Genomic DNA, 16,921 nt, shown 5'->3' on the forward strand with positions numbered 1-16,921 from the left:
GCCTTCGCGCGCGCGGCGCTACCAAATGGCAAAGCGGCAATGTCAGCGGCGCGTTAACCGCATTATGGGACGGTGAGCTTCAATCGCGGTCGGGCGCGCCGAGCGGGAAATAGGCGCGGTACGGCCGCGCCTCCTCGACGCAGCGCGCGATCGACGGATGCGCGAGCAGGCGCACGCGATAGGCGCGCAGATTCTCAAAGGCTTCGGGGATCGGGTGCACCCAGTCGGCGTAAAAGAGCGACGGCCCCGCGGCACAATCGGCAAGGCTGAAGCCATAGGGCGTCGCCCAGCCGCCGCCCGCCAGTTCCTTGTCGAGCCAGCCATAGACGGTCTCGAGCGCCGCCTTCGACTGGTCGACGATCATCGGCACATGATTGTCGGGGCCGCGGATCGCATCGGCGACCACCGCCTGCATCCGGCCCATCACATGATTGTCGAAGACGCGGTCGAACAGCCGCACCTTGAGCGCCGCGTCGAACTCTGCCGGGATCAGCCGCGGTTCGGGGACCAGATGGTCGAGATATTCGATGATGATCGACGATTCGAAATATGGCGTCCCGTCATGGACGATCAGCGGGAACTGGCCGACTGGCCAATGCGCCCGCAGCTCGGGCATATGGTCGGGAAAGGCGGGGTCGACCGAGCGATAGTCGAAATCGATCCCCTTCTCGTACAGCGCGATCAGCGCCTTCCAGGTGTAGGAGGAAAAGGGGTGGCCATAGAAGCTCAGCATCAGCGGGCGTCCTTGCGGGTCAGCCAGGCGCACGGCCAGCCGACGAAGAAGATATGAGGGAAGAGCGCGACCGCGCCCTTGACCATGTCGACGGGCGGGAAGGGCGAGCCGAAGCGCAGCGGCAGCACGATCCCGTTCATGATATAATAGAGGAGCAGACCATAAAGGGTGCCGGTCAGCCACCACGGCCAGGCGGTGAGGGCGCTCCAGCGCCGCGCGACGAAGAACCACACCGCGACCATCGCGCCCATGATCGCATAATGTGTCGCGAGCCCTGCAATGTCGCCGCCGATGCCCCAGCCCCGCGCGCCGTCGCCGAACGGGCCGCTGGCGACGGCGTGTAGCATCGAGGAGACGGTGCCGCCCTGCACCACGCTCGACACCGCCGCATAGACGATGTCGAGCGTGCCGCAGAGCAGCCAGGCGAAGAGCGCCGGGCTACGCCGCGCCAACGGCTTCGCCCCGGATCGCGGCCTCGATCGCCGCGATGTCGATTTTCTTCATCGACATCATCGCCTCGAACGCCCGCTTGGCGGCATCCTTGTCGGGATTGGTCATCACGTCGGTCAGGACGCGCGGGGTGATCTGCCAGTTGACCCCCCATTTGTCCTTGCACCAGCCGCACATGCTTTCGGCGCCGCCATTATCGACGATGGCGTTCCACAGCCGGTCGGTTTCTTCCTGCGTGTCGGTGTGAACCTGGAAGGAAAAGGCCTCGTTATGCTGGAAGGCCGGGCCGCCGTTGAGGCCGATGCACGGGAAACCGAGCACGGTGAAATCAACGGTCAGCACGTCGCCCTCCTTGCCGCTCGGGTTGTCGCCGGGCGCGCGGTGGGCGGCGCCGACCTTGCTGTCGGGAAAGGTCGCGGCATAGAAGGTCGCCGCTTCCTCGGCGTCCTTGTCGTACCACAGGCACAGCGTTGCTTTATCGGACATCATTTCTCTCCTTTTATCGGCATGCCGATCGACCATGTGTGGCCGAACGGATCCTTGATCTGACCATAGCGGTCGCCCCAGAACATATTGTCGAGCGGCATGATCACCGCCGCGCCGGCGGCGACCGCGCGGTCGAACCACGCATCGGCGTCGTCGACCTGCAGGTGCAGCGTCACGCCGTTGGGGGGCGAGCTTTCGTTATCGACATATTCCGGGAATTCGTCGTGGAGCATCAGCGATGCGCCGTTGACGGTCAGATGCGCATGCATCAGCCGTACCCCGTCGTCGGCGGGCATGCGCATATTCTCGGTCGCGCCGAACGCCTTGATATAAAAGTCGATCGCTTGCGTCCCGCGTTTGTCGGCGATCGCCAGATGCGGGGTCAGGCCGGTCGTCGGTCCCTGATTGTCCATTGTCTCTCTCCTTTCTTCCGCTGTCACGGATAGCTCAGGCTGGGGTACCAGTCGGTGCCGCGACCCTCGGGGGTCAGGTCGAGCAGGTTCCACAGCGTATTGGGGTCGGGCGCGCCGTGCGGGTCCTGCCCCGGGTCGGCGATTTCGGGGCCGCCCTCGACGCTCCAGAAATGGCGGATCGTCCTGTCACGCCGGGTGAAGACGCTGTACCCCGCCATGTCGTCGTCGCGGGTCTCGCCGATATAATCCTGCCAGAAATCGCCGCTCGGATCCGAATAGAGCTTCAGATGATCCCAGCCCTGTTCGCGCGCGAAGGCGGCGAGGCGCGGATAGGGCGAGCGCGCGACGACCGCGAAACCCATCCGTCGTTCGAGATGCGGCACCTCGGGGTCCCAGTTCGCGACCGTCGCGGTGCACATCGGGCACGCCTGCTTGCGTTCGGGGCCGTACATCATGCCATAGACGAACAGCGTGTCGTGGCCGCCGAACAATTCGGCAAGGCCGACCTCACCCTCGGCGCCGACGAAGCGATAGTCGTGCGTCACCGCGCCACCGGGGGGCAGCGCGCGCCGCTGCGCCGCGACGCGCGCGAGGTGGCGGCGCAGCTCGATCTCCTCGACCAGCAGCGCATCGCGCGCGGCGCGATATTCGGCGCTCTCGTTCGGCAGCGGCCGGCGCGTGCTACGCCGTACCAGCTCTTCGGCGGGGACGAGTTTCGGGTTGTCGGTCATCTCGGCTTTCCTTTCTGCCCCCCGGAAGTTTTCGCCCTATTTGCGCGGGCCGACGAGGCCGAAGGAGGCGCCCTGCGGATCGATGCCGTTCATCGCATATTCGCCGCCGGGGATTTCCATCGGGTCGTTGGTGACGGTGCCGCCGTTCGCGGTCACCGCGGCATGCGCGCGGTCGATATCGTCGACGCCGATGTAGAAGCTCCAGATCGGGGCGGGATACCCTTCCAGCAAGGGCATCACCGCGCCCAGCCCGACATCGCCGCGCTGGATGAAGCGATAGGCGCCATGGTCGCCCATCGGCATCTCGCCCTGCTGCCCCCAGCCGAAATGCTTTTTGTAAAAGGCGATGGCGGCGTCGGGATCGCTCGTCGCCAGCTCGTTCCAGCGCATATGCTGCGCTTCCGTCACCGAGAAGACGTCGCTTTCCATCCCCTCCATGCCCGGCGGCGGGACGGGGTCCATGATATAGAAGGGCGCGCCCTGCGGGTCGGTGACCATCGCGATGCGCCCGACCGGAATGTCCATCGCGCCCATCTGGACGCTGCCGCCGTCGGCCTCGATCGCCGCGACCGCCGCATCGACATCATCGACATGCAGATAGCCGAGCCAGATCGGCCGTGCGCCGCCCGCGAGCATGTCGGCATTGAGCGCGAGCACCCCGCCGGCATTGCCGCCGTCGCTGCGCCCGATCATGCGATAATCGACCCCGCCCGCGGTTGCCTCGCCCTGCGCCGCGATGGTCCAGCCGACCACCGCGCCATAAAAGGACGCGGCACCGGCGGGATCGCTCGTCATCAGTTCGTACCAGATGAAATTCGCTGCCCCATTTTCCTTGTTCCGGCTCATTTCTTGCCTCCTTCGACGGTCGGAAAATAATCCCCGCGACCTTCGGGTGTCATGTCGAGCAGCCCCCACAAAGCGTCGACGAGGTCGCCCGCGCGGTGGTGCTGGCCGGGATCCTCGGGCGCGAACGCCATCTCGCTGCCCCAGTGATGCCGGATCGTGTCGCCGTCCTTGCGGAAGCTGTTGAAGATCGTCTCGTCCCATTCCTCGCCGGGCCCGAGCTTGCGGTCGGCGCGCATCGACGGCGGGAATTTGCGCGTGTCGCCGAAATAATCGGCCGAATAGCGCGTGGTGACGTCGGACAGGAAGGTCAGATGTTTCCAGCCGCGCACCCGCGCCCATTCGACCAGTCGCGCGATCGGCGACTTGGCGACGACATAGAGCGGGGTGCGGTCGTCGACATAGCGCGCGCCGCCGTCGATCGAATCGAGCATATGCGTGCAGCCCGAACAGGGGACGTCGCGCTCGGGCCCGAACATGAAGCTTTGCAGGATGATGCTTTGTTTGTCGCCGAACAGCTCGGACAGCCGCACCGTTTCGGGGCGCTGGAACTTGCCGATCCGTTCGAAGACATAATCCTCGGGGATCTCGCCGCCGGGCGGCAGCGCGCGGCGCTGCGCCGCGACCGCTTCGATCTGGCGGCGGAGCGCGATCTCGGCATCGAGCAGCGCATTGCGCGCCGCGCGATAATCCGCGCTCTCGTTGGGATAGGTCACATGATCCATCGTCTCTCTCCTTCGGCCCCCGCTACCCGCTCCAGCCTGCGGTCCTTTCGATCGGCGGGGCGCGGAACCCCATTGCGATCCACGCGGTCAGCAGCCGCCACATGAATTTGCCCGACGGGGTCCGGTAATTGGGGATATCGTCCGGCAGGCGGGCGCCTGAAGGCCGGTCGCCGACGATCGTCCGCATCTCGGCCGCCGGGCGTTCGGCTTCGGGCAGCCGCGCCGAATAGACGCTCAGCCAATGCCCCTTGGTGAATTCGAGCGCGACCGGCGCGTTGCAGCATCGCGCCACGAAACGCCGCGTCGGCGAATCGGGGGTCAGTCGATGCTCCTGCAACTGCTGTGACCCCGATTGCCAGACGAGCCGGTCCTTGCGCATCAGCACATAGGGGGTGCCGCCGTCGGTGCCGACCACCGGAGAGGCACCGGGAAGCGCCGCAAACGCCGCGCCCGCCCGCTGGCAGCTCTGGCAGTAACAGGTCGCCGCGACGATCGGCTTGCCGACGAGTTCGAGCGTCACCGTGCCGCACTGGCATGCGGCGATGCGCTTTCCCTGGTCTTGTTCGCCGGTCATCGGGTCTCTCCTAAGCCCCTCCCCTTCAGGGGAGGGGTTGGGGTGGGGGCTCGCGGCGTGGCGTAAGGCCTCTGGCCCCCACCCGCTGCGACTAGGCAGCAAGCTGCCAAGTCTCGCTGCCCTCCCCGGAAGGGGAGGGCGGAAGCTTATGCCATCACGATCGGCTCGAAGCCGCCATAGATCATGCGCTTGCCGTCAAAGGTCTGGTCGTTCGGATCATGCTGCATCCGTTCGTCCTTCATCATCTTTTCCCAGCCGGCGGTGCGGGTTTCCTTGTCGGGCCATTCGACCCAGCTATAGACAACGGTCTCGCCGTCCTGCTTGTGCGCGGCGCGGTTGAAGTCGGTGACCTTGCCGTCGGACACATCGTCGCCCCACGCCTCGACGACACGCGTCGCGCCATAGTCGCGGAACACCTGCGACGCCTTTTGCGCCATCGCGCGATAGGCTTCCTTGTTGCCGTCGGGGACGGGCACGACATAGCCGTCGGCATAGCCGGTGCTGCCCTCGGCGCGGTCGTCGACGATCGATTCGAAGCCGCCGACGATCATGCGCTTGCCGTCGAACGGCATCTCGCCGCCCATCGCCGCCATGCGCGGGTCGTTCATCATCTTTTCGGTCGCGGCGTCGCGCGTCGCCTTGTCGGGATATTCGAACCAGCTGAACACGACGGTCTCGTCGGGTTTCGCCTGCACCGCGCCCTTGAAGTCGTTGACCTTGCCGTCGGGCACGTCGTCGCCCCAGCATTCGACCATCCGCGCGACGCCGAATTCCTTGAACAGCGGCGCCGCGTCGGCGGCATGCTTGTGATAGGCTTCCTTGTTGGCGGTCGGTACTGCGACCACAAATCCTTCTACATAGGTCATCGTCTCTCTCCTTGGGGGCGGAAATCGGGGGATCAGGCGGCGGGCGGTCCCGCTTCTTCACTGAACGCGGCAAGCTGCGCATCGAGCGCGCGCCGGAAGGCGGGCCGTGCAAGGCATCGGTCGAGATACGCCTGCAATCGCGGCTGCTCGGCGATCAGCCCGGCCTCGACGCCTTCGCGCAGCACCGTCGCCATCGCGATATCGGCGACGGTGAATTCGCCTGTGAGATAATGTTTGTCGCCGATCGCATCGTCGAGGCGGCCGAGCCGGCCCTGGATGAACTCGATCAGGCTCGGCCGGCGCAGCTTCGCCCATTCCTCGTCCTTCGCGAAGATGTCGACATTGCCGAGTTCGAACAGCATCGGTTCGACACTGTTATAGGCGGCGAACAGCCAGGCGAGCGTGTTGGCGCGCCCCTGCGGGTCGCGCGGCAGCAGCCGTTCGTCCTTTTCGGCGAGGTGGAGCAGGATCGCGCCGCTTTCGAACAGGCGGACGCCGCCGTCGTTCAGCACCGGCACCTGTCCCCACGGCTGGAACAGGAAATGGTCGGCGGGGCGGTTGATCGCGCTGATCAGATGTTCGGCATAATCGAGTCCGATTTCCTCGCACGCCCAGCGCGGGCGCAGGTCGCGGACATAGCCGCGGGCGAAATCGGGGACCCAGTCGAAGGCAGTGACTTCGAGTTTGCTGTCGGGGTTCACGGGCATGGCGGTGTCTCCTCGGTTGGGGGATCAGGCAGGCAGCGGTTCGCCGACCGCGCAGTCGGCCAGATGCGCCGTCATGGCGCTCTGAAAGGCCGGGCGGGCTTTGCCGCGCGCGACATAGGCGGTCAGATTGGGGTAGGGTGCGAGCAAATCCGGGTTGGCGTTGCGGAGCACGTCGATCATCACGATGTCGCCGATCGAAAAATGCTCTTCCAGCCAGTCGCGGCCCGCGAGCGCCTGCGACAAGCGGGACAATCGCTGTTCGGCAAAGGGTCTCGCGGCGTCGATGGCACCGGCGAGCCAGTCGGTGCCCTGTCCCTTGACGGTCAGCACGACCAGCGTCTGGATCATCGGTTCGACGCTGTTGAGCGCGGCGATCATCCAGCTGATCGCGCGCCCGCGCCCTTTCGCATCGCGCGGCAACAGGCGTTCGTCGGCGTCGCCGATGTGGATCAGGATCGACCCCGTTTCGAACAGAGTCACGTCGCCGTCCTTATAGACCGGAACCTGTCCGAACGGCTGGTCGTGAAGATAGGCCGGCGCCTTGTCCTCGAAAATGCCGCCGATCAGCCGTGTGCGATAGGGCCGGCCGATTTCGTCGAGCGCCCAGCGGACGCGGATGTCCTTGATGCGGCCATAGGCAAAATCCGGCACCGACCGGTAGGCGGTGATTTCGGGAACGGCGTCGGTCGGGGCGGACATGATCAGTTCCTCTTCCCTTTGATATAGGCGACGATCGACATCGCGTGGCCGTGGCCAAGGTCGAAATCGCCCTTCAGCCAGTCGACGATCGCGGTGGCCTTGACGCCCGGCGCGAGACCGCCGTCGTCGGCGAGGCCTTTTTCGATCGCGATGACCTTCAGTTCGGCGGCCGATTTGCCGGTCTTCGCCTCGACATTGTCGAGATAGGCCTGAAAGCTCATTGTGCGGCTCCCGACCTGAGCGGGATCAGCGCCCGGATGCGCGGGTCGCGCAGCCACAGCCCGCCCCACAGCATCACGCCCAGATAGACGCCGAACAGGATATGGCTGAACAGCGGACTGCCGATGCGGACATGGGTGGCGACGGCACCGCCGAGATAGGCGGTGATCAGGATCGCGCCGAGGATCGCCGTGCGCGGCCAGATATAGAGCAGGGTCGGGATCAGCAGCAGGAGCCCGAGCATCGTCATCGTCGGAACGTCGAGCGGCCATCCCAGGCCCGGCGGGCTGTATTTGATCGCGGTTCCGGGCGACACCAGCTTGAGCCCGGCGTCGAAGAGGAGGAAGGCGATAACGAGGCCGCTGAGTACGCGTCCGGCGATCAGCGCCTTTTTCGAGGGGAGAGCTTCGGTCATCACCTTCCTCCTGTCGGCTATGGTCAGGCTTCGGCTTCGGCGGGGAATTCGCCGCTGGCCGCCGCGGGATCCATCCACATCACTTCCCAGATATGGCCATCGGGATCTTCGTAGCTGCGGCCGTACATGAAGCCGTAATCCTGCGTCGGGGTCGGGTCGCCCTTGCCGCCTGCGGCAACCGCCTTGTCGACCAGCCCGTCGACATCCTCGCGGCTGTCGGCCGAGATGCAGAGCAGCACCTGCGCCGTCGTCCGCGCGTCGGGGATCGCCTTCGACGTGAAGGTCGCCCATTTTTCGTGGGTCAGCAGCATGACGTGGATCGACCCTTCGGCGACCACCATGCACGCGGCGGTCTTGTCGGTGAAGGCGGGGTTGTTGGCCGCGCCGACGGCTTCGTAAAAGGCCTTCGACGCGTCGAGATCGGTGACCGGCAGGTTCACGAAAATCATCTTGGGGGCATTGGACATGGGGGACTTCCTCTCTTCTCTCTTCTTGGGGGGGACGGGTGGTTCAGCCTCTGCCGAACAGCATGAGGATGTAACGCTTCAGGTGGGTGACGCTGTCGCGCGCGATCGCGGGATCGTCGGTGGTCTTTGCCATGATGAAGGCGCCTTGCAGCACCGCCTGGACATGACGCGCGATGCTCATCGCGCTGACGCCCTGCGAAATGCCGTGACGCGCGATCGCCGCCTCGATGTCGGGCGCCAGCGCCTCGCAATAGGCGTTGATGCTCGCCTCGCACGCGGCGCGGATCGCCGGATTGGTGCCATAGGCTTCCTGTACCATCGTGCCGACGAAGCAGGTGAAATCCTCGACAGGGCCGTCGAGCATCGCAAAGCGGAAGTCGATATGGCCGAGCAGGCGGTCGAGCGGGTCGACCAGCCTGGTGTGCGGCGGCAGTTCGAACATCGGGCGGGCGCGCTCGGTCCAGCCTTCGGCGGCGGCGATCGCCAGCGCTTCCTTCGATTCGAAATGGTGGAAGAAGGCGCCCTTGGTGACCCCCGCCGCGGCGCAGATCTCGTCGACCGTCGTTGCGGCATAGCCTTTGCGGCGCACTGTCGCATGCGCGGCGGCGATCAGCTTGTCGCGCGCGCTGCCGCGCGGCGTCCGGCTCGTGCCGGCCAAAGCGCCGCTACGCGCTGTGCCGCCGCCCGCCGGGGGGACGTTGCGGGCGGCGGCGGGGCGCGGGGTACGCCGGGGCGCAGCAGGAGGCCGATTCGTCGTCATGCGAATCAACATACCGACTAGTTGGTATGTTGTCAAATCTGCAATGGCGGTTGCGCTGCACGGCACCTTCGACAACTTCCGAAAAAGACTCGACGTTCCGCCCGCTTGCCGTAAAGAGGCATGGGGAACAAAGCAGGCACATCGCGTGCCGCAAGGACGGGCAGCGGGGGATTTCATGGTCGCGATCGTTTCCACCGTCGCCTATCTCGGGCTCGAAGCGCGCGGGGTCGAGGTGCAGTGCCAGATCACGCCTGGCGTCCCGCGCTTCGTTGTCGTCGGCCTGCCCGACAAGGCGGTCGGCGAAAGCCGCGAGCGGGTGCGCGCCGCGATCGCCGCGATCGGCCTGTCGCTGCCGCCCAAGGTGATCACCGTCAACCTGTCGCCCGCCGACCTGCCCAAGGAAGGCTCGCACTACGACCTGCCGATCGCGCTCGCGCTGCTCGGCGCGATGGGGGTGGTCGATGCCGAAACGCTCGCGTCGTACGTCGTCGTCGGCGAACTCGGGCTCGACGGGCGCGTCGCGGCATCGCCCGGCGTCCTCCTCGCCGCGCTGCACGCGGGCAGCGTCGAGCGCGGGCTGATCTGCCCCGCCGCGCAGGGACCCGAAGCGGCGTGGGCGGGTCATGTCGAGGTGCTCGGCGCGCCCGACCTCCTGTCGCTGCTCGGCCATTTCAAGGGCAGCGCGCTGCTCGCCGCGCCGGTACCGGGCGCGGTCGAAACGCCGGTACGCGGTGCCGACCTCGCGCAAGTGAAGGGACAGGAAACCGCGAAGCGCGCCCTCGAAATCGCCGCCGCCGGGGCGCATAATTTGATGATGTCGGGGCCGCCGGGTTCGGGCAAGTCGCTGATGGCCGCCTGCATGCCGGGCATCCTGCCCGAACTCACCCCCGCCGAAGCGCTCGAAGTCTCGATGATCGCCTCGGTCGCCGGAACCCTCGAAGGGGGACGTCTCGTTCGCGCGCGGCCGTTCCGTAGTCCCCATCATTCGGCGTCGATGCCGGCGCTCGTCGGCGGGGGGCTGCGTGTGCGGCCGGGCGAGGTCAGCCTTGCGCATCTCGGCGTACTCTTCCTCGACGAATTGCCCGAGTTCCAGCGCGGCGTGCTCGATTCGCTCCGGCAGCCGCTCGAAACCGGCGAAGTCAGCGTCGCGCGCGCCAATGCGCATGTGACCTTCCCGGCGCGCGTCCAGCTCGTCGCCGCGATGAACCCGTGCCGCTGCGGCCATCTCGGCGACCCGGCGCTGGCGTGCAGCCGCGCGCCGCGCTGCGCCGCCGATTATCAGGCGAAGCTGTCGGGGCCGCTGCTCGATCGCATCGACCTGCATGTCGAGGTGCAGGCGGTCAGCGCCGCCGACCTTGTCCTGCCGCCGCCCGCCGAGGGGAGCGCCGAGGTCGCCGCGCGCGTCGCGGCGGCGCGCGACATCCAGACGCGGCGCTATGCGGACCACAAGGCGCGCACCAATGCGGAGATCGACGGCGAATTGCTCGAAGCGGTTGCGACGCCCGACGACCCGGGCCGGCAGTTGCTTGCACAGGCGGCCGAGGCGATGCGGCTGTCGGCGCGCGGTTATACGCGGATGCTGCGCGTCGCGCGGACGATCGCCGACCTCGCGGGCGCCGAAACCGTCGGCCGCATCCATATCGCCGAGGCGCTGAGCTACCGGCGGCAGGCACCGCGCAACTGAGGGCCATGGACGATATCGAATTCGAGGCCGAGATCATCGAATGGCGCGGGCCGGCGCCGTTTCTGTTCGCTGCCATTCCCGACGCGCATGTCGGCGCGATCCGCTATGCCGCGCTGTCGGAAAGCTATGGCTGGGGCGTTGTGCCGGTCGTCGCGCGGATCGGGGCGAGCGAATTTGCGACGTCGTTGTTCCCGCGCGACGGCGGCTATTTGCTGCCGGTGAAGGTTGCGGTGCAGAAAGCGGTCGGGGTCGGACTGGGTGACCGGGTGGCGGTGTCGCTGCGGGTTGGGCGTGAGTGAAGAGGCTGCGGCCGGGTAAATGATGGTCGGATTTCGGCCGAGAGTGGACCTCTCATCATCGTCACCCCGGACTTGTTCCGGGGTCCATGATTTCAGCGCCGCCGTGGATCCCGGATCAAGTCCGGGATGACGAAATTGGATGAGCGGTGTCTGCTCTCCACGCCGAAGCTGCCATTCCGGCAGCCGGCCGCTCAGATTCCCAATGCCGACTTGTTCTCGACCACCTCGAGCGGCGGCGGCGCTTTCGCGGCGCCCGCGCCGTGGCGGCGGTGGCTGAGCTTGCCGTCGACCTTGCCGCCGTTCTCGATCGTGATGTTTTCGTAGATCACGTCGCCGGTGATCCGTGCGGTTGCATGGACGATCAGGGTCTTCGCCTCGATCGATCCGTCGAGCAGGCCCGCGATCTTCGCAGTCTCGGCGACCACCGCGCCCTTGATCTCGCTCGCCTCGCCCTGGACGAGGTTGGCGCATTTCAGGTCGCCGTCGATCTTGCCGTCGACGTGCAGGTCGACGCTGGCGGCAACGTTGCCGGTGACGACGACGTCCGATCCGAGGATCGAAAAGGTCGTATGACGGGCGCCGGTCGCCATCTTAGCGGGCACCGGTGCCGGCTGCGAGGGCGCCGACTCGCTGTCTTGCGTCGGCTTTGACTTCGAGAACATCGGCTTTGGCCTCCAGGAAGCGGCGCGGATTGACCGCGGCGCCGTTCAGACGGACTTCGAAATGCAGGTGACTGCCGGTCGAGCGGCCGGTCGAACCCATTTTAGCGATCTGCTGGCCGGCGGCAACCGCGCTGCCGACCTTGGTCGTGAAGCCCGAAAGATGCGCGTAGCGGGTCAGGATGCCCTGGCCATGATCGACTTCGACGACATTGCCGTAACCCGACTTCTGACCGACGAAAACGACCTTGCCGGGCGCGGCGGCGAGGATCGGGCTGCCGATCGGGCCGGGGAAATCGAGCCCCGAGTGCATCGCGCCGGCGCCGGTGAACGGGTCGCTGCGATAGCCGTAGCTCGACGAGAGCATCAGCACATTGGCGGGCTGTCCCGAGGGGATCGCGACGAGCGTGCGTTCGAGCACTTCCATACGGAACAGCGCGCCTTCGAGCGCGGCGAAGCCTTTGCCGAGTTCGCCCGCGCGGCCGAGCCGATTACGATAGGGAATGAAAGGGCCACCGCGGCCGGCTGCGGCACTGCGCACGAGCGACGCGGGGTCGAGGCCGAGCTTGGCGACGGCGCTTTCGGCCTTGGCGGCGCGTGCGCTGACCGCTGCGAGCAGGCGCGCCGAAAAGGCTTCCTGCCGTGCTTCGATCCGCGCCAGCGCCTGCGCTTCGGGCGGCAGGTTGGGGTCGATGGCGCTGGTCTTCAGCGGCTCGGGTTTCGCTTCGGCACCGGCTGCCGCGGCTTCGCCCGGGATCGCGGGCTCGTCGCCGAAATAGCTCTTCTGCCATTCGTCGAGCTGGTTCTGCCGCTCTTCGAGGTCGGCGGCGGTTTCGGCGACGCGGTCGCGATATTTGGCGATGCGCGCCTCGGCCGCAGCCGCCGCGGCCTGCTTCTGCGCAACTTCGGCGCGTTCGCCCGAGCTGAACAACTGATTGACGAGCACCGCCAGCGTGGCACCGGCCCAGGCGAGCAGGACGAGCCCGGCGATCAGCGCGACGCGCTTTTGCCAGACCGCGCTGACGCGCAGGAACCGCACATGCCCATGCGTGCGAACGAAGATTTCATGGTCCTGAAACAGCGCAGAAACGCGCTCGCGCCACTGGCGCAGACCCGTCGATAACGAAGACAAGCGGCGACCCTATCTTGGTGTTCTTGTGGAGCCCTCCGCCCCGACTTGATGGCGCCCTTAACAGCGCAGAAGCAGCCGCGCGAATCTTTGCGCCGCGACTCGCGCCGAGTCGAACATGACTCGCGGTGAACGGTGTCAGATGCCGCGAATACTGCCATTTTGGCAGAAAATCGCTTGCGAATCGCGCGGTAATATTGACGGCTTGCTTACCATTTTTGGTTAGGGGTACGGCGTGAACCAGATGTCCAGCCTTACCCCTTCAGGTGGCGGCAATCCCGCCTCCGTTCTGCCCGCCGTCAGTCCCGTGCGGCCGCGCTCCGCGGTCAGCGCCGGGGTCGGAATCGTCGGCCTGCTCGGGCTGTTTTCCTATTTGATCCTCGCGCGTTACGCGCCCGAGATCGCGGGTTCTCTCGGCATCGACTGGGGCGACCGCGGGCCGATGGACGGCCCCAATTCGGCGATCGCCAGCGTGCTCGCCTGCGGTCTGCCGATGGTGCTGTGGTCGGTTTTCGTCGACAAGGTGCACCGAAATCCGTCGACCGGAATCGACTGGTCGCTGCGCCGGCCGTGGCGCGAGACGGTCGATATCAGTCTGACCAAGCTTGCCGGGCTGTGGGCGACCTGGGCGCTGATCGCGCTCACCTATGCGACGATGCGCTATTATTGGGAGGGCAATTACGCCTTTTCGATGGATCTGCTCGAACGCGTCGCGCCGTGGCTGCTCGGGATTTCGGTCGTCTACATGCTGTGGCTCGACCGCCGGATGGTCGAACCGCGCGACGGCTGCTGGCAATTCGGACACTGGCTGATCGCACCCGGCCAGCCGGTCGACAGCCGGGCGATCTGGCACCATCTGCGCGCGTGGACCGTGAAGGGCTTTTTCACCGCCTTCATGCTGTCGATCGTGCCGGGCAATTTTTCGTCGCTCGTCGCGGTGCCGATGAGCGAGGTGCTGGCGAACCCGTTCACCGTCGGGCTGTGGACGATCAACCTCCTTTACCTCGTCGACGTCCATATCGCGACGGTGGGCTATATCCTGACGATGAAGCCGCTCGATTCGCACATCCGGACGGCGAACCCCTATGGCATGGCGTGGGTCGCGGCGCTGATCTGCTATCCGCCCTTCATCCTGATGAACGGCGGTCCGCTCGATTATCAGGTCGGCGGTTCGGACTGGGGTTACTGGCTGCAGGGCCATGACACGCTGATGGCGATCTGGGGCGTCGTGCTCGTCGCGCTTATCTCGATCTACGCTTGGGCGACGATGGCGTTCGGTATCCGCTTTTCCAACCTGACGCATCGCGGGGTCATCACACATGGGCCGTACAGCTTCACGCGGCACCCCGCCTATATTTCGAAGAATCTGAGCTGGTGGGTCGGGTCGATGCCTTTCCTCGTCACCACCGGCGGCTGGATCGAGGCGGCGCGCAACGTCATCCTGCTGGGGCTGGTCAGCGGCGTCTATTACTGGCGCGCGAAGACCGAGGAGAAGCACCTCCTCGCCGATCCGGCCTATCAGGCCTATTGGAACTGGGCGCAGCAGCATGCCCTTGTCCCGCGCCTGTTCGCGAAGCTCAGTGGCCGGACGCAGCCGCTGATCCGGCTGGAACCCGACCCGCGCGTCGGCCCGGTCGCCTGACCTGACCTGAAAAAAGGGGCGCGCTGCGATGGCAGCGCGCCCCTTTTTTCGTTGCTTCGATCGGGCCGGACTGCTCCGGCCCGATCGTCGAGCTATGTTCGCATCAGAACTTCACGCCCGCCTCGATACCCCAGATGCGGGGTTCGTTGACGTAGCTGGTGATGTTGTTGAAATCGATGCCGCCGGTCGGCGACGCATCGTTGGTGATGTTGCGCACGAAGCCCGCGATGTCGAAGCGGTCGGTGCGGTAACCGACGCGCAGCCCGCCCTCGAGCATCTTGTCGTCCGAGAATTCGACCGACTGATAGAGGAAGAACTGGATCTTCGAGCGGTAATACCAGTCGGTGAAGGCATAGATCGCGCCATTGCCGACCGGGAATTCATAACCCGCGGTCCAGTTCACCGTCCATTTCGGCGACTGCGGCAACTGGTTGCCGTCGATCGAATAGATGCCGGGGCTGCCGGGGCGCTGCGGGTCGAGCACGGTGCACGGCGTCGCCGAGCCGCAACCCGCGACGAAGGCATTGGCATCGTCGATCTTGGCGATGTTCCATGCGCCGCCGACCGAGAAGGTCAGCCCCGTTACCGGGGCCGCCTGCAGTTCGGCCTCGATGCCATGGCCCTTCGCATCGACGTTGAGCAGGCTGGCAACGTTCGACGTGCCGCCGACCGCTGTGAGCTGCAGGTCCTTGGTGTCGAAGTAATAGCCGGTCAGGTTGAAGCGGACGCGGTTGTCGAGGAAGGAGGTCTTGATCCCCGCCTCATACGACATCGTCTCTTCCTGATCGGCGGTCGAGATGACGCGCGAGAAGGTCAGGCGGCCCTGCACCGACGGCGCACGATAGCCGCGCGCGACGCGCGCATAGATGTTGAAGCCGTCGGTCGCTTCCCAGGTCGCGCTGGCGTCCCACGTCAGCAGCTTGCCCTTGACCGTGGCGGCCTGCGGCGGAACCGGCGTGTTCGGGTTGACGACGAAGATCGGGCGCGTTTCGACCGGACGCGACGCGACGAAATCGCGCGTGTCATGGTTGTAACGCGCACCGGCCTGCAGCTTCAGCCCGTTGTCGAAGGCATAGTTGACCGAACCGAAGATGCCATAGGCTTCGCTTTCCTGGCGCTGCACCGCGATTGCGGAGGGGGTCGCGTCGGTCGGGCCGCCGAACTCGAAGCTCGAGATGTCGAGGTCTTCGTTGAAGTAGAAGGCGCCGAACTGATAGCCGAGCCCGCCGCTGTTGTTCGACGCGATGCGGATTTCCTGCGTGAACTGGTCGAGGCTCGGCACATTGTCCTGGCTCTGCGCCTGGAACGGGATCAGGCCCGGACCCGATTCGGGCAGGAACACCGCGCCGAAGCCGCCGTCGATGTCGCCGCGGCTGCGGAAATTGCCGTTCCAGTAAGAGGTGATCGAGTAAGCGGTCACCGGCCCGAAATCATATTCGAGGTTGAGCCCGACATTATAGGTGTTGAGCTTCTGGAAGTTGAGCCCGTCCTGCCACACCTTGTCGCGCTCGAACTTGGTGCCGGCGCCGCCGAGGCCGACGAGCTTGTTGCTGCCCGGAACCTGCGTGTTGGCGCGGAAGATGATCGCCGAACCGTCGTAGACGCGGACCTGACCGGTCAGGCGGCCGGTGAAGGGACCGCTTTCATACTGGAGCTGGAGGCGCGCGGCGATGTCGTCATAGCCGCCAAGGTCCTTGTTCTTCGTCGTCGCGACATTGTCGACCCAGTCGTCGCGGTGCTGGTAGAGGCCCGAGAGGCGGACCGAGAAGCCGCTGTCGTCGGCGGCGCCCGCCGCGACTTCGACCTGCGAGGTGCCGTAACGGCCATAGCTGACGCGGGCGTAGCCGCCGGTCTTGCCGGGCTTGACGGTGTCGAACTTGACGATGCCGGCCGGGGTATTGCGGCCGAACAGCGTGCCCTGCGGCCCGCGCAGCACTTCGACGCGGTCGAGGTCGAAGATCGGGAAGCCCTTGAGGATCGGGTTTTCGAGCACGACGTCGTCATAGACGAGGCTGACCGGCTGCGACGCGTTGAGGTCGAAGTCGGTGTTGCCGAGCCCGCGGATATAGAAGCGCGGGAAGGTGCGGCCGAACGAGCTTTCGATGTTCAGGCTGGGAACGCGGCCCGCGAGCACGCGCACGTCGCTGCCCGACGAGGTGATGGCGTCGAGCGTGCCGCCCGACAGCACGCTGACCGAAACCGGCACGTCCTGCAGGCTTTCCTCGCGGCGCTGCGCGGTGACGATGATGTCGCCAAGGCCGCTGTCGCTTTCGGCGGCGGGGGCGTCCTGCGCGGCGGCGGGGGCCGCCCAGGCCGACGTGGCAAGGACGAGAGCTATAGCGGTAGCGGAAGGAAAGTGGCGCATGGGCAAGCTTCCTGAAACAGAGTTGACGATGGGAGAGACGTTAAAAACGATTTGC

Annotated in this window: 21 protein-coding genes and 1 pseudogene; 3 read left to right on the top strand and 19 right to left on the bottom strand. The window is 66.1% G+C overall.

The annotated features are described in order from the left end of the window. Positions 1-79 precede the first annotated feature (79 nt). From V6U71_RS00105 to V6U71_RS00180, 16 genes and pseudogenes are all read right to left on the bottom strand, one after another. On the bottom strand, positions 80-733 hold the full coding sequence (locus tag V6U71_RS00105) for a glutathione S-transferase family protein (RefSeq protein ID WP_411340427.1): 654 nt from the start codon (positions 731-733) through the stop codon (positions 80-82). Continuing rightward, entirely contained in the window at positions 733-1,185 is a 453-nt protein-coding gene (locus tag V6U71_RS00110) for a hypothetical protein (RefSeq protein ID WP_411340428.1), read from the bottom strand. Before V6U71_RS00110 ends, V6U71_RS00105 begins: the two co-directional genes overlap by 1 nt. After that, positions 1,172-1,672, bottom strand: coding sequence for a VOC family protein (locus V6U71_RS00115; protein ID WP_411340429.1), 501 nt, complete (start codon positions 1,670-1,672; stop codon positions 1,172-1,174). Before V6U71_RS00115 ends, V6U71_RS00110 begins: the two co-directional genes overlap by 14 nt. Continuing rightward, positions 1,669-2,082 carry a VOC family protein gene (locus tag V6U71_RS00120; RefSeq protein WP_411340430.1) on the bottom strand — a complete coding sequence of 138 codons (414 nt, stop codon included), beginning with the start codon at positions 2,080-2,082 and terminating at the stop codon, positions 1,669-1,671. The genes V6U71_RS00115 and V6U71_RS00120 overlap by 4 nt, the downstream gene beginning before the upstream one ends. 23 nt (positions 2,083-2,105) lie before the next feature. Continuing rightward, positions 2,106-2,813: a DUF899 family protein gene (locus V6U71_RS00125; protein ID WP_411340431.1), complete on the bottom strand. Its 708-nt coding sequence runs from the start codon at positions 2,811-2,813 to the stop codon at positions 2,106-2,108. Positions 2,814-2,849: 36 nt separating this feature from the next. After that, a complete protein-coding gene (locus tag V6U71_RS00130; RefSeq protein ID WP_411340432.1) occupies positions 2,850-3,659 on the bottom strand; it encodes a VOC family protein in 810 nt (269 codons plus the stop codon). Continuing rightward, on the bottom strand, positions 3,656-4,381 hold the full coding sequence (locus V6U71_RS00135; RefSeq protein WP_411340433.1) for a DUF899 family protein: 726 nt from the start codon (positions 4,379-4,381) through the stop codon (positions 3,656-3,658). Before V6U71_RS00135 ends, V6U71_RS00130 begins: the two co-directional genes overlap by 4 nt. A gap of 22 nt (positions 4,382-4,403) precedes the next feature. Then, positions 4,404-4,955: a GFA family protein gene (locus V6U71_RS00140; RefSeq protein ID WP_411340434.1), complete on the bottom strand. Its 552-nt coding sequence runs from the start codon at positions 4,953-4,955 to the stop codon at positions 4,404-4,406. 146 nt (positions 4,956-5,101) lie between these two features. After that, a complete protein-coding gene (locus V6U71_RS00145) occupies positions 5,102-5,506 on the bottom strand; it encodes a DUF1428 domain-containing protein (protein ID WP_411342392.1) in 405 nt (134 codons plus the stop codon). Between the two features lie 66 nt (positions 5,507-5,572). Then, positions 5,573-5,821, bottom strand: a pseudogene (locus V6U71_RS00150) (DUF1428 domain-containing protein); the annotation flags it as partial. 32 nt (positions 5,822-5,853) lie between these two features. Then, positions 5,854-6,528, bottom strand: coding sequence for a glutathione S-transferase family protein (locus V6U71_RS00155; RefSeq protein WP_411340435.1), 675 nt, complete (start codon positions 6,526-6,528; stop codon positions 5,854-5,856). Between the two features lie 24 nt (positions 6,529-6,552). Next, complete coding sequence (locus V6U71_RS00160; protein ID WP_411340436.1) at positions 6,553-7,227, bottom strand: glutathione S-transferase family protein; 675 nt, start codon at positions 7,225-7,227, stop codon at positions 6,553-6,555. A 2-nt stretch (positions 7,228-7,229) separates the two neighbouring features. After that, positions 7,230-7,448 (bottom strand): DUF4287 domain-containing protein, encoded by a 219-nt coding sequence (locus tag V6U71_RS00165; protein WP_411340437.1) that lies wholly within the window; start codon positions 7,446-7,448, stop codon positions 7,230-7,232. Next, positions 7,445-7,861: a DoxX family protein gene (locus V6U71_RS00170; protein WP_411340438.1), complete on the bottom strand. Its 417-nt coding sequence runs from the start codon at positions 7,859-7,861 to the stop codon at positions 7,445-7,447. The genes V6U71_RS00165 and V6U71_RS00170 overlap by 4 nt, the downstream gene beginning before the upstream one ends. 23 nt (positions 7,862-7,884) lie before the next feature. Continuing rightward, entirely contained in the window at positions 7,885-8,328 is a 444-nt protein-coding gene (locus tag V6U71_RS00175) for a VOC family protein (protein ID WP_411340439.1), read from the bottom strand. Positions 8,329-8,371: 43 nt separating this feature from the next. Further along, positions 8,372-9,088, bottom strand: a complete 717-nt coding sequence (locus V6U71_RS00180) for a TetR/AcrR family transcriptional regulator (protein ID WP_411340440.1) — start codon at positions 9,086-9,088, stop codon at positions 8,372-8,374. A 175-nt stretch (positions 9,089-9,263) separates the two neighbouring features. Here V6U71_RS00180 and V6U71_RS00185 point away from each other — a divergent pair, with 175 nt between their 5' ends. Beyond that, positions 9,264-10,772, top strand: a complete 1,509-nt coding sequence (locus V6U71_RS00185; RefSeq protein WP_411340441.1) for a YifB family Mg chelatase-like AAA ATPase — start codon at positions 9,264-9,266, stop codon at positions 10,770-10,772. A 5-nt stretch (positions 10,773-10,777) separates the two neighbouring features. After that, a complete protein-coding gene (locus tag V6U71_RS00190) occupies positions 10,778-11,071 on the top strand; it encodes a DUF1905 domain-containing protein (RefSeq protein ID WP_411340442.1) in 294 nt (97 codons plus the stop codon). Positions 11,072-11,262: 191 nt separating this feature from the next. On the opposite strand, the gene V6U71_RS00195 is transcribed toward V6U71_RS00190, so the two are convergent. Then, positions 11,263-11,661, bottom strand: a complete 399-nt coding sequence (locus V6U71_RS00195; protein WP_054723868.1) for a bactofilin family protein — start codon at positions 11,659-11,661, stop codon at positions 11,263-11,265. Position 11,662: 1 nt separating this feature from the next. Next, positions 11,663-12,862, bottom strand: a complete 1,200-nt coding sequence (locus V6U71_RS00200; protein ID WP_411340443.1) for a M23 family metallopeptidase — start codon at positions 12,860-12,862, stop codon at positions 11,663-11,665. A gap of 241 nt (positions 12,863-13,103) precedes the next feature. On the opposite strand from V6U71_RS00200, the gene V6U71_RS00205 reads away from it, so the two are divergent. Further along, positions 13,104-14,501, top strand: a complete 1,398-nt coding sequence (locus V6U71_RS00205; RefSeq protein ID WP_411342393.1) for a methyltransferase family protein — start codon at positions 13,104-13,106, stop codon at positions 14,499-14,501. A gap of 103 nt (positions 14,502-14,604) precedes the next feature. Here V6U71_RS00205 and V6U71_RS00210 read toward each other — a convergent pair whose 3' ends face one another. Further along, positions 14,605-16,866: a TonB-dependent receptor gene (locus V6U71_RS00210; protein WP_411340444.1), complete on the bottom strand. Its 2,262-nt coding sequence runs from the start codon at positions 16,864-16,866 to the stop codon at positions 14,605-14,607. Positions 16,867-16,921: the final 55 nt, after the last annotated feature.

Origin of the sequence: Sphingopyxis sp. J-6, assembly GCF_046603995.1 — a bacterium.
Lineage (GTDB): Bacteria > Pseudomonadota > Alphaproteobacteria > Sphingomonadales > Sphingomonadaceae > Sphingopyxis.

Coding starts and splice junctions, on each gene's coding strand:
- V6U71_RS00105 (WP_411340427.1), bottom strand. CDS start 733: ATGCTGAGCTTCTATGGCCACCCCTTTTCCTCCTACACCTGGAAGGCG.
- V6U71_RS00115 (WP_411340429.1), bottom strand. CDS start 1,672: ATGATGTCCGATAAAGCAACGCTGTGCCTGTGGTACGACAAGGACGCC.
- V6U71_RS00120 (WP_411340430.1), bottom strand. CDS start 2,082: ATGGACAATCAGGGACCGACGACCGGCCTGACCCCGCATCTGGCGATC.
- V6U71_RS00125 (WP_411340431.1), bottom strand. CDS start 2,813: ATGACCGACAACCCGAAACTCGTCCCCGCCGAAGAGCTGGTACGGCGT.
- V6U71_RS00130 (WP_411340432.1), bottom strand. CDS start 3,659: ATGAGCCGGAACAAGGAAAATGGGGCAGCGAATTTCATCTGGTACGAA.
- V6U71_RS00135 (WP_411340433.1), bottom strand. CDS start 4,381: ATGGATCATGTGACCTATCCCAACGAGAGCGCGGATTATCGCGCGGCG.
- V6U71_RS00140 (WP_411340434.1), bottom strand. CDS start 4,955: ATGACCGGCGAACAAGACCAGGGAAAGCGCATCGCCGCATGCCAGTGC.
- V6U71_RS00145 (WP_411342392.1), bottom strand. CDS start 5,506: ATGATCGTCGGCGGCTTCGAATCGATCGTCGACGACCGCGCCGAGGGC.
- V6U71_RS00155 (WP_411340435.1), bottom strand. CDS start 6,528: ATGCCCGTGAACCCCGACAGCAAACTCGAAGTCACTGCCTTCGACTGG.
- V6U71_RS00160 (WP_411340436.1), bottom strand. CDS start 7,227: ATGTCCGCCCCGACCGACGCCGTTCCCGAAATCACCGCCTACCGGTCG.
- V6U71_RS00165 (WP_411340437.1), bottom strand. CDS start 7,448: ATGAGCTTTCAGGCCTATCTCGACAATGTCGAGGCGAAGACCGGCAAA.
- V6U71_RS00170 (WP_411340438.1), bottom strand. CDS start 7,861: ATGACCGAAGCTCTCCCCTCGAAAAAGGCGCTGATCGCCGGACGCGTA.
- V6U71_RS00175 (WP_411340439.1), bottom strand. CDS start 8,328: ATGTCCAATGCCCCCAAGATGATTTTCGTGAACCTGCCGGTCACCGAT.
- V6U71_RS00180 (WP_411340440.1), bottom strand. CDS start 9,088: ATGACGACGAATCGGCCTCCTGCTGCGCCCCGGCGTACCCCGCGCCCC.
- V6U71_RS00185 (WP_411340441.1), top strand. CDS start 9,264: ATGGTCGCGATCGTTTCCACCGTCGCCTATCTCGGGCTCGAAGCGCGC.
- V6U71_RS00190 (WP_411340442.1), top strand. CDS start 10,778: ATGGACGATATCGAATTCGAGGCCGAGATCATCGAATGGCGCGGGCCG.
- V6U71_RS00195 (WP_054723868.1), bottom strand. CDS start 11,661: ATGGCGACCGGCGCCCGTCATACGACCTTTTCGATCCTCGGATCGGAC.
- V6U71_RS00205 (WP_411342393.1), top strand. CDS start 13,104: ATGTCCAGCCTTACCCCTTCAGGTGGCGGCAATCCCGCCTCCGTTCTG.
- V6U71_RS00210 (WP_411340444.1), bottom strand. CDS start 16,866: ATGCGCCACTTTCCTTCCGCTACCGCTATAGCTCTCGTCCTTGCCACG.